Source organism: Candidatus Krumholzibacteriia bacterium (assembly GCA_035268685.1).
In the GTDB taxonomy this organism is placed as follows: Bacteria; Krumholzibacteriota; Krumholzibacteriia; order JAJRXK01; family JAJRXK01; genus JAJRXK01.
This window is the reverse complement of sequence record DATFKK010000094.1, coordinates 25,315-38,415: the sequence shown is the minus strand read 5'-3', so window position 1 is coordinate 38,415 and position 13,101 is coordinate 25,315. Positions and strand designations below refer to the sequence as shown.

The window sequence follows — 13,101 nt, the reverse complement described above, 5'->3', positions numbered from 1 at the left end:
GCCAGCACGCGGTCTCGGGCGCGTGCGGAAACGTGGCGACCAAAAGCGTGTCCGGCGTGTCGGTCGACCATGTTGCGAGAACCTCCACGGCCCAGGCGGTCGAGTCGACCGCCGCGATGACTACCCCGATGACGACCTGGGGCAGATCCGGTCGCGAGAAGGTCGGGCTGTCCGGGCAGCAGCACCCATCGTTGGCACTGGCCGACGACCCGAGAGCTAGGCAGAGAGCAACGGTCAGTGCAGCTCGAGCAGATTGCTCCACGACGTCTCCATCATTCAGTCTATCAGGGCTCCATTGCGAAAATACGAAGGGCCCAGTGCATCGCACCAGGCCCTTCGCCCACATTCCGCCGGGACCAAGTAACCAGCGCAGGATCGACTTCGTAAGTTGGGAAAGTTGTCGAGATCGTTCCCGCGAACGGTAACTGCTTGTCGGAAAAGGACCTCGAGGCGTATTCCTATACCTCCATGATCTCCTTCTCCTTCGCCTCCAGGATCTCGTCGACCTTCTTCACGTGGTCGTCGGTGAGCTTCTGGATCTCGTTCTCGCCGCGGTGCTTCTCGTCCTCGGTGATGTCGCCGTCGGACTGGGCCTTCTTCAGTTGGTCGTTGGCGTCGCGGCGGGCGCCGCGGATGGCGACCTTGGCCTCTTCGCCGCGCTGCTTGGCCATCTTCACGAACTCCTTGCGGCGTTCCTCGTTCAGCGGCGGGATCGGCAGGCGGATGATGGTGCCGTCGTTGGTGGGGTTGATGCCCAGGTCACTGGCCAGGATGGCCTTCTCGATCGCTCCGATCTGCGAGGCGTCGAAGGGCGTGATCGTCAGCAGGCGCGGCTCGGGCGAGGCCAGCGTCGCCAGCTGGTTGATGGGCATCTTCTGGCCGTAGGCCTCGGCCTGGATTCCGTCGAGCAGGGCCGGGCTGGCCTTGCCGGTGCGGATCTGCGAGAGGTTGCGCTTCAGATCGTCCAGGCAGCGGCCCATGTGCTGCTTGGCCTCGGTCTTGATGCTGTCGAGCATCGCGGGTCCTTTCTTCGCTTCGGATCGTCGCCGGGCCCGGGCGCGGCGGCGCGGCGGCGCGGTGCCGGCGCCGGGGCGTTCAGGCCCGGTCGGGTTCCACGACCGTCCCCTGGATCCGTTCCTCCAGGAACGCCACCAGATTGTCGGGTGTCTTGAGGTCGAAGACAACCACGGGCATGTCGTTGTCGCGGCACAGGGCCACGGCGGTCTGGTCCATCACCTTGAGATCGCGGCGGATCACTTCGTCGAAGCTCACGCGGTCGAAGCGGCGGGCGTCGTCGTGGCGGTTGGGATCCTTGTCGTACACGCCGTCGACCAGGGTGCCCTTGAGCAGGGCGTCGCAGCGCAGCTCGATCGCCCGGAGCGCGGCCGCGGAGTCGGTCGAGAAGAAGGGGTTGCCGGTGCCTCCGCCCAGCAGGACCACGGCGCCGGCTTCGAGGGCCTCGACGGCCGCGCGGCGGTCGAAGCGTTCGCTCACGGGCTCGACGGCACGCGGGGTCATGACCCGGGCGTCGAGGCCGGCGCGCTCGAGGTGCAGACGCAGCAGGCCCACGTTGAGCACGGTGGCCAGCATGCCGACCTGGTCGACCTCGGGGCGGACGTCGCCGTCGGCGTGGTCGCGGCCGCGCAGCAGATTGCCGCCGCCCACCACCACGGCCACCTGCACGCCCAGGTCGTGGGCCGTCTTCAGGGCGGCGGCGGCCTCGGCCATGCGCGGTCCCGACAGCGGCTGCTCGTCGTCGCGCAGCAGCTCGCCGCTCAGCTTCAGCAGGATGCGTCGGTAACGGGCCATGGTCCTAGAAGAGCGCCCGCTCCAATCGGAACGGGCGCTCGGAAGATCGGTTCGGTGTTCAGTCCCCGATCGCGAAACGGGCGAAGCGGTGGATCCGGATGTTCTCACCCAGGCTGGCCACCTTCTCCTTCACCAGCTCCTCGATCGTCTGGTCGGGATTCTTCACGAAGGGCTGCTCGAGCAGGGCGTTCTCCTTGCGGAACTTCTTCAGCCGCCCCTCGACCATCTTCTCGGCGATCTCCTGCGGCTTGCCCTCTTCCATGGCCTGCTTCACGTAGATCTCGCGCTCGGCCTCGAGCGTGGACTGGTCGAGCTCGTCGGCGCTCAGGGCCAGCGGGCCGGTCGCCGCGATGTGCATGGCCACGTCGTGCACGAAGCCCTTGAAGTCGTCGGTGCGGGCCACGAAGTCGGTCTCGCACAGCACCTCGACGAGCACGCCCACGCCGCCGCCGGGATGGATGTAGCTCTCCACCAGACCCTGCTTGGTCGCGCGGTCGGCCTTCTTCTCGGCCTTGGCCATGCCCTTGGTGCGCAGGAACTCGATGGCCTTGTCGACGTCACCGTCGGTCTCGGTCAGGGCCTTCTTGCAGTCCATCATGCCGGCTCCGGTGCGTTCCCGGAGCTCCTTGACCTGGGCGGCGCTGATGCTCATGGGGCGGATTTCCTCGAGGTGGAAGTGTTCACGATCCTGCCGGGCGGATCGCGGCGCTCGACGCGGGGCCGGGCGTGGCGATCGTTCCGGTCACGGTCTGGGAGTCGGTTCCGGGGAACCGGGTGGGGATCCCGCTGGACCCCCGGAAGGCGAATGGACTAACCGGCGGACTTGCTCGTGACCTCGGTCGTGCTGCTCTGGGCCTGTCCGCTGCTCGCGGCTTCGCCCTGGGCCTTGGCCTCCTGCTTCTCGACCTCGGCGCTCTGGCCCTCGCTGCCCAGGGCCAGACCCTCGGCGATGGCTTCCTTGGCCAGGCGCGCGAAGAGCTGGATCGAGCGGATCGCGTCGTCGTTGCCGGGCACCGGGTAGTCGATCACATCGGGATCGGCGTTGGTGTCGACGATTCCGACCACGGGGATGCCGAGCTTGTTGGCTTCCTTGACCGCGGTCTCCTCTTCCTTGGCGTCGATCACGAAGACCGCACCGGGGAGCCGCTTCAGGTCGCGGATCCCGCCGAGGTTACGCACCAGCTTCTCGTGCTGCCGTGTGTACTCGAGCAGTTCCTTCTTGGTCATCTGCTCGGACTGACCGCCGGCGATCCTCGACTCGATCTCCTCGAGCTTGCGGATGCTGCCGCTGATGGTCTGGAAGTTGGTGAGCATGCCCCCGAGCCAGCGCTCGGACACGTAGGGCTGGTTCACGGCCTCGGCGGCCTCCACCAGCGGCTGACGCGCCTGCTTCTTGGTGGCGATGAAGAGGACCTTCTTGCCCGAGGCGGCCGTCTTCGTCAGGAACTCGAAGGCGGGACGGATGTGACTCATCGTCTTCTGCAGATCGATGATGTGGATCCCACCGCGCGCGATGAAGATGTAATCGCGCATCTTGGGGTTCCACTTGCGGGTCTGGTGTCCGAAATGGACACCCGCTTCGAGCAATTCCTTGAGCGTGACCTCGACGGCCATGTTTCACCTCTCTGGCGCGACGCACCTTGCGCCGCCCGTGGGATCCAGGTTGTGCCTCCCCGCCCGTCGACACCTTCCGCGACGCCCTTCGGCGCACCTGTGCGGACAGGCTCGGGGTCGGGTGCGGATTTCCGGGAGCGCCGTGGCACCCCCGGTCTGATCGTCCAGCCTAGCGCTTGCTGAACTGGAAGCGCTTGCGTGCGCCCGGCTGACCGTACTTCTTGCGCTCGACCTCGCGGGCATCGCGCGTGAGGAACCCGGCCTTACGCAGGGTCTGGCGCAGCTCCTCGTCCATGTTCACCAGGGCGCGGGCGAGGGCGTGACGCACGGCGCCCGCCTGACCCCCCACACCGCCACCACGCACGGTCACCAAGACGTCGAGCTCACCCTTGCGCTCGACCAGCGTCAGTGGCTGCTCGATCACCATGCGGCGAGTCGGCGTGGGAAAATAATCCTCGAAGGCGCGGCCGTTGACCGTGAACTTGCCGGAACCAGGAGTGATCCACACGCGCGCGGTGGCCTCCTTGCGGCGTCCCGTGGCGTAGGCCCGGTCGGCGATCGGACGAGTCGTCGTCTGCGTTTCGTTCATGCTCTCTCCGGCGCGCCGAACCCGGCGCGAACGTCACTCTAGAGATTCAACTCGAGCGGCTCGGGGCTCTGGGCGGCGTGCGGATGCTCGGCGCCGGTGTACACCTTCAGCTTCTTGATCATCGAGCGGCCCAGTTTGTTCTTGGGCAGCATGCCGCGTACGGCGGACTCGACCACGACCCGTGGGTCGCGATCCATCTGCTCGCGGGCGGTGCGGAGGTACCGACCGCTCTGGTAACCGGAATACCGGTCGTAGATCTTGCCGTCCAACTTGCCGCCGGTCAGCTGGAGCTGCTCGGCGTTCACCACGATCACGTGGTCGCCGCAGTCGACGTGGGGCGTGTAGCTCGGCTTGTGCTTGCCTCGGAGCACGGTCGCCACCCGGCTCGCGACACGGCCCAGCGGGGCCGACGCGGCGTCGACCACGTACCAGCGACGCTCGACGGTCTCGGCCTTGGCGCTCACGGTCATCTTCACGGTTCTGCCTCCACGCGGATGTCCGGTCGTCGGGTGCTCCGAACGAGCCCGGAGCCCTCACGATCGACTCCGCCCCGGACGACCCGGTGCGGAGTTCCGAACGTCCAGCTGCCCAGACGGGGAAATCCCAGTGCGTCCCGCTGCGATCCGGCCTCCGCTCGTGAGCGGGCGGCGCGCGGGCACGACGGCGCCCACGGGCTCAGGCCCGTCGGCGCAAGGCTCGCAAAATTAACAACCGCTCGCGAGCGTGTCAAGGAACCACGGGCGCCGCAGGCGCCGCGGGATCAGTGGTTTGCGCGCGAGGCCGCCACCGCGGACTCCAGGGCCGGGCCGTAGGGCGGCCGCAACACCCCCTGGTCGGTCACGATGGCCGACACCAGTTCGGCCGGGGTGACGTCGAAGGCCGGATTGAAGCCCCCGACCCCCTCCGGGGCCACCGGATGCCCGCCGTAGGCGGTCACCTCGGCGGAATCGCGCTGTTCGATGGGAATGCCATCTCCGGCCGGCAGCGTCAAGTCCACGGTGCTCGTCGGGGCCACCACGTAGAACGGCACCCCGTGGCGACGGGCCAGGACGGCCAGCGGGTAGGTGCCGATCTTGTTGGCCACGTCGCCGTTGGCGGCGATCCGGTCGCTGCCCACCAGAACGGCGTCGACGGGCTGGGTGTGCAGGCACCAGCCGGCCGCCCCGTCGCTCATCACCTCGACGCCCACTCCGGCCCGCCGCAGCTCCCAGGCCGTGAGCCGGGCGCCCTGCAGCAGCGGGCGGGTCTCGTCGGCGAACACCTTCACGGTGCGTCCCTGTTCGGCGGCGGTGAGGATCACGCCCAGGGCCGTGCCGATGCCGGCGGTGGCCAGGGCACCGGTGTTGCAGTGGGTGATCACCGTGGCCGGGTCGGGCAACAGCTCGGCGCCGAAGCGCCCCATGCGCCGGCACAGCTCCTCGTCCTCGGCGTGGATCGCCCGGGCCTCGGCGGCCAGGGCGTCGCGCACGGCGGTGGGCTCGGCGGCGGCCATCCGGTCGAGCACGACCACCTGGCGGTCGAGCGCCCAGCCGAGGTTCACGGCGGTCGGCCGCGACGCGCGCAGGGTCTCGATGTCCTCGCGCACGCCCGCCACGAAGTCGCCACCGGTGTCCAGGCGGCGTTCGGCGGCCATGACCACGCCGTGGCCGGCGGCCACGCCGATCGCCGGCGCGCCGCGCACCACCAGGCGGCGGATCGCGTCGACCAGGGTCGGCACGTCGCCGCAGACCAGCACCTCTTCGTGGTGCGGCAGCCGGGTCTGGTCGAGCAGGTGGACCGCTCCGTCGCGGTAGGCCACGGTGGAAGTGCTCACGCCGATCCTCCTGTTCCCGTGTCGGTCGGGTTCGCCGGGCCCGCCGGGTGGCCGGCGATCGGCCCCACGACCTCGATCCAGACGCGCCGGAAGGCCTGCAGCGGCAGGCCCATCACGTTGAAGTAGCAGCCGTCGATTCCGGCCACCAGCAGCGCACCGCGCTGCTGGATCCCGTAGGCCCCGGCCTTGTCCATGGGCTCGCCGCTGGCCACGTAGGCCGCGATCTCGACGTGGTCGAGTTCCCGGAAGCGCACCCGCGTGACGTCGTGGTCCACGCCCTGCGTCCCGTCGGTGACCAGCGCGGCCGAACTGTACACCGCGTGCTCGCGGCCGGCGAGGCGTCGCAGCATGGCCCGCGCCTCGGCCTCGTCCTCGGGCTTTCCGAGGATCTCGCCGTCGATCACCACCACGGTGTCCGAGCCGAGGACCATGGCGTCGGGATGATCCGCCGCCACGGCGCGCGCCTTCTCCAGGGCGAGCCGACAAACGTGCGCCGCGGGGGTCTCGTCGTCGAGCACGGTCTCGTCGATGCCCGCCGGTTGCACGGTGAAGTCGAGTCCCTGCGCCCGCAGGATCTCGGCCCGCCGCGGACTGCGGCTGGCCAGGACCAGCGGTCGATCACCGGGTCGCAGGAAGGGGTGCCCGTTCATGCTCCGCCGTCGGCATCGCGGTCGAGGATCAACGTGACCGGACCGTCGTTCTGCAGTTCGACCTGCATGTCGGCGGCGAAGATGCCGGTGGCCACGCGGACGTCGAGGTCCCGGAGACACCGGACGAAACGATCGTACAGACGCTCGGCCTGCTCGCCCGGAGCCGAGCCCACGAAGCTCGGACGACGTCCCTTGCGCGCATCGCCGTAGAGGGTGAACTGCGACACCACGAGCACGGCGCCGTCCACGTCGCGCAGGCCGCGGTTCATCTTTCCCTCGTCGTCGGGAAAGATCCGCAACTCGACACACTTGCGCGCCATCCACTCGAGCTCGGCTTCGGTGTCGTTCTCGCGGAAGGCACAGAGGATCAACAGCCCGCGGTCGATCGATCCGGTCACGGTGTCGGCCACGGTGACCGAGGCCTGACGAACGCGCTGCAGGACGACCCTCATGCGTCGGTCCCGGACTCGAATGCCGTCCCGTCGCTGAGACCGACCGCAGCGCGTTCGACCCGGTCCACCCCGTTCAGGCCCCGGATCGCGCGGATGATCCGGTCGAGGTGCGACAGGTTGCGGACCTCGATCACGAAGGTGCAGTGGGCGTACTCGTGCTCGCCTTCGAAACTGCCGGCCTGGATGTTCACGCCCATGTCGCTGATCGCTCGCGAGATGTCGGCCAACAGATTCAGGCGGTCGTGCCCGGCCACGATCAACTGCACGGGGAACGCGGTCTCTTCGCCCACGTCCCAGTTCACGTCGATCAGGCGCTCGGGCTCGATGCGGTCGGGGCCGAGGTTGTCGCAGTCGGCGCGGTGAACACTCACGCCACGGCCGATGGTCACGATTCCCTTGATCGCATCGCCCGGCACCGGCTGGCAGCACTTGGCGAAGCTGATCATGAGGTTGTCCACGCCCTGGATCCGCACCCCTCCGGCCGCGGGACGCTTGAGCGCCTTCGACAGGCGGTCGGGAAGCGGGATGATCCGGCGCTTCTTCTCGGGCGGCGGCGCCATCTTGTTCAGCACCCGCTGCAGCGGCACCGCACCGTTGCCGATGGCCGCGAGCAGCCGGTCGGGGTCGGTGTGCCCCAGATCCTGCGACACCTCTTCGATCTTCGACTCGAACAGGTCGAGCGCCTTGCGCTTCTTCAGCTCGCGCTCGACCATCTCGCGGCCCAGCTTGACCGACTCTTCGAACTGCGTGGCCTTGATCCACTGCCGGATCTTGTGCTTGGCCTTGCTGGTCTGGACGATCTCGAGCCAGCCGGGGCTGGGACTGGCGTTCTTGTTCGTGAGCACCTCGACCGTCTCACCACTGCGCAGCGGATAACGCAACGACACGAGCCGTCCGTCGACCCGCGCCCCGCTACAGTGCAGACCGACCTCGCTGTGCACGTGGAACGCGAAGTCCAGCGGCGTGGACCCCTGCGCCATCTTGAAGACCTCGCCCTTGGGACTGAAGACGTAGACCTCGTCCTGGAAGAGGTCGATCTTCAGCGCCTCCATGAACTCGCGCGGGTCGTGGACGTCCTGCTGCAGTTCGAGCACCTCGCGGAACCACTGCATCTGTTCGTCGAGGCGGTCGCCGGGCTTGGCCGGACGGTCGTCGCGACCTTCCTTGTAGAGCCAGTGTGCGGCGATCCCCACCTCGGCGCGGCGATGCATCTCGTGGGTACGGATCTGCACCTCGATCAGATGGCCGTCGGGGCCGTGCACGGTGGTGTGCAGCGACTGGTAGGCGTTCTGCTTCGGATTGGCGATGTAGTCCTTCAACCGGTCGTGGATCGGCACCCAGTTGGCGTGCACCAGGCCCAGCGCATGGTAGCAATCGCCGACTTCGTCCACGATCAACCGGACGGCCAGCAGGTCGAAGATCTTGGCGAGCGGCATGCTGCGCGACTGCATCTTCCGCCAGACCGAGTAGTAGTGCTTCGGTCGGCCCTGGACCTCGTAGCTCATCCCCGCCTTGTCGAGCAGGCGACACAGCGGCCGGGTGAAGGCCTCGATGATGCCCTCCCGCTCGGACCGTTGCTCGCGGATGCCCTGCAGGATCGCGGCGTGGTCGTCGGGATGCAGGGTCTCGAACGCGAGGTCCTCGAGCTCCCACTTCAGCCGGGCGATCCCGAAGCGGTGGGCCAGCGGCGCGTAGACGTTCAGCGTCTCCTGCGCGATCGCCTCCTGCCGGTGACGCGACAGCGAGGCGATCGTGCGCATGTTGTGCAGGCGGTCGCAGAGCTTGATCAGGATGACCCGCACGTCCTTGGCCATCGTCAGCAGCATCTTGCGGTAGTTCTCGGCCTGCTGCGCCTCGGGATTGGCGTAGCGGATCTCGTTGATCTTGGTCACGCCGTCGACGAGCAGGGCCACGTCGTCACCGAAGGTCTCGCGCACGTCGTCGAGTCCGATTCCGGTGTCTTCGACCACGTCGTGCAGCAGCCCCGCCACGATCGTGTCGACGTCCATACGGAGGTCCGTAAGGGCCTCGGCCACGCTCACACAGTGGGTGAAGTAGGGCTCACCGCTCTTGCGGTTCTGCCCGTCGTGGGCGTCGCGGCCAACGTGGAACCCGCGCCAGAGTTTCTCGAGATCGGCCTCCGCGTGGTACGCGCGCACCTGTTCGACGACCGCGGACATGCGGCCTTCGAGGTCGAGGGGATTGGTGCGTGTCGCCGGCTTCGAGATCAAGGTTGCTCCTGGGTTCCTCCTGGTTCCTGACCACCCACCGCGGGCCCGGAGCCGGAGGCAGGTCGGAGTCCGTCGAGTGTGAGCTCCCATACATCGTAATTCGAATCGGGTCGGTACCGCACGGTGAAGGCCACGTCGAGGTCGGGTGCTCCCACCGCCGTGGGCATCCAGGCCTCGGCCTGCCCGAACGCGATCAGGCCCCGCGCGCGCCCTCCGTGGTCGAGATCCAGCCGCAGGTGACGCTCTCCGACCACGCGGGGCGACCGCCGATGCCGCCATCCCAGCCCCGCGAGGCGGGGACTGGGGTTGTCCTGCCCGAAAGGACCCAGGGCATTCAAGAACGCGGCCAGGTCCTCGTCGAGGTCTTCGTGGCCCAGGATCGCGTCGATGCGCAGGGGCGGGGCGACCTCGGCGCCCGCCGGGCGCCGGATGGCACGGTGGAAGCGGTCCTCGAGCTCCGCGACATGCTCCGACGCCACGGCCAGACCGGCCGCGGCCGCGTGCCCGCCATAGCGATCGAGCAGGTCGGCGCACTGGTCGAGCACCTCGACGAGGTCCACACCGGGCACGCTCCGGGCGCTGCCCACCGCCCCGTCGCCCTCGACCGCCAGCAGCAGGGCCGGCCGACCGTAGGCACGGGCGACCTTCGCCGCCGCGATCCCGACCACGCCCCGGTGCCACGCCGGCGACGACAGAACCAGACCCGCGGGATCGCGCTCCGCGATCCGGCGCTCCGCCATGGCGACCGCGTCGTCGGCGCACTCGGCGCCGATCCGCTTGCGCTCGCGGTTCAGGGCCTCGAGCCGCTGCGCCCCGCTGCGTGCGGACACCGCGTCGGGTGCGAGCAACAGGTCGAGCGTGGTCCGGGCGCGCTCGATCCGCCCCGGCGCATTGATGCGCGGAGCGATCTGGAAGGCCACGTCCTCGACGTCGACCCGCCGGCCGATCCGCGCGACCTCCATCAGCGCGCGCAGGCCCGGGATCCGGGTGGCACCGAGAGCCGCGAGCCCCCGGCGTACCAGGATTCGATTCTCGCCGCGCAGGGGCATCTGGTCGCCGATGGTGGCGAGTGCGGCCAGGGGGAGCTCTTCGTCGGCGTCTCCACCGCGGGCGGCGGCCACGGCGCGCAGCAGCTGGTACGCGATCCCGCCACCGCAAAGGTCGGCGTGCGGGTAGCGGCTGTCGGGACGCAGAGGGTTCACGAACCACTCTGCGCCGTCGGGATGCCGCTCGAAACGATGGTGATCGCACACGATCACGTCGATCCCGAGTTCGCGCGCCCGGCCCAGGGCCTCGTGCGCCGCGCTGCCGGTGTCGACGGTGATCAGCAGGCCCACGTGACTGCGGCCCGCGTGCTCGATCAGCCGACGGGCGACCCCGTACCCGTCGCGCTGGCGATCGGGAACGAAGGGCTCGACCACCGCTCCCAACCGGCGCAGACCACGGGTGAGCAGCGCGGTTCCGCAGATCCCGTCGGCGTCGTAGTCGCCGTGGACGACGATCCGCTCGCCGTCGTCGATCGCGTGCCCGATCCTGACCACGGCGGCGTCCAGGTCGGGGAGATCGGAGGGATCGTGCAGATCGGCCGCGTCGGGCTCGAGCCACCGTGCCGCGGCCTCGGCCGCGGTGAATCCCCGCCGCCAGAGGATCTGTCCGGCCACCGTCGGCAGCGCGAGCGCATGCGCGAGGTCGGCGCCGGCCCGGAGGTCGTCGCGGGTGGGGAGATCCCACAGCGGACCGGGGCCGCCGTCCGGGGTGCTCGACTGCTGAGGCATGACGGGTTCGTCCGGGGGGCCGGGGCGTAAGAGTCGGAGTCGGTCGTAAGCCGGGTTCTGTGACCGTCACGCCTCACGGCACGACGGGTGGCGGCCATTTCTCTGGGCCCGTGGTTTCCCACGGGCTCGAGCGACCCACCCGGGAGTCGTCGAGACGGGCAGTCTCTCCTCCCCTATTCGGTCTTGCACCAGACGGGGTTTACCGTGCCCTCTCCGTCACCGGAGAGGCGGTGGGCTCTTACCCCACCGTTTCACCCTTGCCGGCGGGCCGGAGCCCGCTTAGGCGGTCTGTTCTCTGTGGCACTTTCCGTGGGATCGCTCCCCCTGGGAGTTACCCAGCGTCCTGCCCTGTGGTGCCCGGACTTTCCTCGCTCCCGCCCGGAGGCGGGCTCGCGGTCGCCTGTCCGGCTCCGACTCTTCGCAGCAGAAATGTAGCCGCGAAAGCCCTCAGTGGGAAGCGTCGGCTCGTGCCGTGCCCTCGTCGAGCGCGGAGTTCGCCATGGCGTCGGCCAGCGCGTTGTCCGCGCGCCGCACGTGCTCGATCCGGAACGACGGAATCCTCGCGCTCAGCGTCCGGGCGCGTTCGTGGAGCGGGCGAAGGTGCTCCTTCTTGACCTTGTAGATCCCCCGCAGCTGCTTCACCACGAGTTCGCTGTCCAACCGCAGCACCGCGTCGGTCACTCCCCAGGCGGTCAGCCGCTCCAGCGCGGCGATGCAGCCCTTCCATTCGGCCACGTTGTTCGTGTCGTCGCCGATGCCCACGCCCTCGGCACAGAGCACGGTGCCGTCTTCGAGCGCGTACACACAGCCGTAGGCCGCCGGCCCGGGATTGCCACGGGAGGCGCCGTCGGTGTAGACGACGGCCGGTCCGCCGTGGGGATACGGGGACTCGGCGGGCGGCAGGGCGAACTCGCTGATGTCCGGGCGACCCACTAGGACACCGTCGAGTCTTCGTGCAGGGCCTCGACCACGATCCGCCCGCAGGTGTCACACACGACCCGGGTCCGGCCCTGGCTCACCTCGAGCGCCTTCTGCGGGGTGAGCTTCGTGTGGCAGAAGCCGCAGGCGTCCTTCGTGGCCCACACCACGGGCAGCGGCATCCGCTCGGCCCGGCGGCGCCACCAGCGCGCCGTGGCCTCGCCCGCCTGGTCGAGGAACTGGTCGAGGGACTTGCTCGCGTCGGCCATGGCGGTCTCGCGCCGGGTGCGCTCGGCGTGGATCGACTCGATCTCCTCGGTCACTTCCTTCGCCTTCGCCTCGAAGTCGGCGTTGGCCTCCTCGAACTCGGCCCGCGCCTTCTCGAGCAACTCCATGTTGGCCAGGACCGTCTCTTCCTTGGTCTCGATCTGCCGGCGGAGATAGCGCACCTCTTCGTTCAGGGCGCGGTACTCGCGGGTGTCCTGGATCTCGTTCAAGCGACTGTTGTGCCGCTTGGCCTGGCCCTGGATCTCCTCGATCTCCTTCTCGAGCGACTTGTTCGCCTGCTCCAGTTCCTCGACGCGGTTCTTCCGGCCCTTGGCCTCGGCTGCGTACTCGGTCCGTAGCTGCTCGAGGTTCGACTCGCGCTTGCGGCCGGCGGCGATGGCGGAGCGATGACGATGGACCTGACCGTCGAGATGGGCGATCTGGCTCAGGATGCGGGGATCGATCGAAGGACTCACAGCTGCTCGCCTCCAAGCGGGGGGCTCGGGACAGGGTCCGAAACGAAACGAGGGGCAGGCCGGTCGGCCCACCCCTCGCTGGTTTCGGATGGCATCGTTGCACCGCCGTGCGGCTGGTCCGGGAACGACCGACGCACGGCGAAGGGCGGGACGATGCAGACCGACGACTTCGTTGGGATCAACTCCTCGGGCCATCCAACGGCCCCGATGGTGATCTGTCGCGCGCCCGCCGAAGGCGCCGCGGGTGGCCGACCTCGTGGGCCGGCATCGGAAGACGATGGTGGGCGATACTGGACTCGAACCAGTGACCTCTCGCGTGTGAGGCGAGCGCTCTAGCCAGCTGAGCTAATCGCCCGATCCGTACACCGGTCGCCCGGCGCCGGTGGACGACTCCGGGTGGCCACCCGATCGTCTCCCGAAGGAGTGGGCCCACCAGGACTCGAACCTGGGACCGAACGGTTATGAGCCGTCTGCTCTGACCACTGAGCTATGGGCCCCAGACCGGAC

Annotated in this window: 14 protein-coding genes, 2 tRNA genes and 1 other RNA gene; all 17 read right to left on the bottom strand. The window is 68.9% G+C overall.

Annotated elements, in window-relative coordinates; genetic code table 11:
• Nucleotides 1–262 (bottom strand): hypothetical protein (locus VKA86_09390; protein HKK71417.1); only part of this gene is annotated, 262 nt, incomplete at its 3' end.
• A gap of 196 nt (nucleotides 263–458) precedes the next feature.
• Nucleotides 459–1,016 (bottom strand): ribosome recycling factor, encoded by a 558-nt coding sequence (frr, locus tag VKA86_09385; protein ID HKK71416.1) that lies wholly within the window; start codon nucleotides 1,014–1,016, stop codon nucleotides 459–461.
• Between the two features lie 79 nt (nucleotides 1,017–1,095).
• The gene (gene pyrH / locus VKA86_09380; GenBank protein ID HKK71415.1) at nucleotides 1,096–1,809 is read right to left on the bottom strand and encodes a UMP kinase; all 714 of its coding nucleotides are present in this window, start codon (nucleotides 1,807–1,809) and stop codon (nucleotides 1,096–1,098) included.
• A 58-nt stretch (nucleotides 1,810–1,867) separates the two neighbouring features.
• Nucleotides 1,868–2,461 carry a translation elongation factor Ts gene (gene tsf / locus VKA86_09375; GenBank protein HKK71414.1) on the bottom strand — a complete coding sequence of 198 codons (594 nt, stop codon included), beginning with the start codon at nucleotides 2,459–2,461 and terminating at the stop codon, nucleotides 1,868–1,870.
• Nucleotides 2,462–2,619: 158 nt separating this feature from the next.
• The gene (gene rpsB, locus VKA86_09370) at nucleotides 2,620–3,423 is read right to left on the bottom strand and encodes a 30S ribosomal protein S2 (protein HKK71413.1); all 804 of its coding nucleotides are present in this window, start codon (nucleotides 3,421–3,423) and stop codon (nucleotides 2,620–2,622) included.
• 169 nt (nucleotides 3,424–3,592) lie between these two features.
• Complete coding sequence (rpsI, locus tag VKA86_09365) at nucleotides 3,593–4,012, bottom strand: 30S ribosomal protein S9 (protein ID HKK71412.1); 420 nt, start codon at nucleotides 4,010–4,012, stop codon at nucleotides 3,593–3,595.
• A gap of 38 nt (nucleotides 4,013–4,050) precedes the next feature.
• Nucleotides 4,051–4,482: a 50S ribosomal protein L13 gene (gene rplM, locus VKA86_09360; GenBank protein HKK71411.1), complete on the bottom strand. Its 432-nt coding sequence runs from the start codon at nucleotides 4,480–4,482 to the stop codon at nucleotides 4,051–4,053.
• 290 nt (nucleotides 4,483–4,772) lie between these two features.
• On the bottom strand, nucleotides 4,773–5,825 hold the full coding sequence (mtnA, locus tag VKA86_09355; protein HKK71410.1) for an S-methyl-5-thioribose-1-phosphate isomerase: 1,053 nt from the start codon (nucleotides 5,823–5,825) through the stop codon (nucleotides 4,773–4,775).
• Nucleotides 5,822–6,475 (bottom strand): Maf family protein, encoded by a 654-nt coding sequence (locus VKA86_09350; protein HKK71409.1) that lies wholly within the window; start codon nucleotides 6,473–6,475, stop codon nucleotides 5,822–5,824. The genes mtnA and VKA86_09350 overlap by 4 nt, the downstream gene beginning before the upstream one ends.
• Entirely contained in the window at nucleotides 6,472–6,927 is a 456-nt protein-coding gene (gene dtd, locus VKA86_09345; protein ID HKK71408.1) for a D-aminoacyl-tRNA deacylase, read from the bottom strand. The genes VKA86_09350 and dtd overlap by 4 nt, the downstream gene beginning before the upstream one ends.
• Nucleotides 6,924–9,158, bottom strand: coding sequence for a bifunctional (p)ppGpp synthetase/guanosine-3',5'-bis(diphosphate) 3'-pyrophosphohydrolase (locus VKA86_09340; protein HKK71407.1), 2,235 nt, complete (start codon nucleotides 9,156–9,158; stop codon nucleotides 6,924–6,926). The genes dtd and VKA86_09340 overlap by 4 nt, the downstream gene beginning before the upstream one ends.
• Nucleotides 9,155–10,933 carry a single-stranded-DNA-specific exonuclease RecJ gene (gene recJ / locus VKA86_09335; protein HKK71406.1) on the bottom strand — a complete coding sequence of 593 codons (1,779 nt, stop codon included), beginning with the start codon at nucleotides 10,931–10,933 and terminating at the stop codon, nucleotides 9,155–9,157. The genes VKA86_09340 and recJ overlap by 4 nt, the downstream gene beginning before the upstream one ends.
• 31 nt (nucleotides 10,934–10,964) lie before the next feature.
• Nucleotides 10,965–11,345, bottom strand: an RNA gene (gene rnpB, locus VKA86_09330) — RNase P RNA component class A.
• A 35-nt stretch (nucleotides 11,346–11,380) separates the two neighbouring features.
• The gene (locus tag VKA86_09325; protein HKK71405.1) at nucleotides 11,381–11,866 is read right to left on the bottom strand and encodes a ribonuclease HI family protein; all 486 of its coding nucleotides are present in this window, start codon (nucleotides 11,864–11,866) and stop codon (nucleotides 11,381–11,383) included.
• Complete coding sequence (locus VKA86_09320; GenBank protein ID HKK71404.1) at nucleotides 11,866–12,594, bottom strand: hypothetical protein; 729 nt, start codon at nucleotides 12,592–12,594, stop codon at nucleotides 11,866–11,868. The genes VKA86_09325 and VKA86_09320 overlap by 1 nt, the downstream gene beginning before the upstream one ends.
• A 278-nt stretch (nucleotides 12,595–12,872) precedes the next feature.
• Nucleotides 12,873–12,949, bottom strand: a tRNA-Val gene (locus tag VKA86_09315).
• 69 nt (nucleotides 12,950–13,018) lie between these two features.
• Nucleotides 13,019–13,091 (bottom strand) — tRNA-Ile (locus VKA86_09310).
• Between the last annotated feature and the right edge of the window lie 10 nt (nucleotides 13,092–13,101).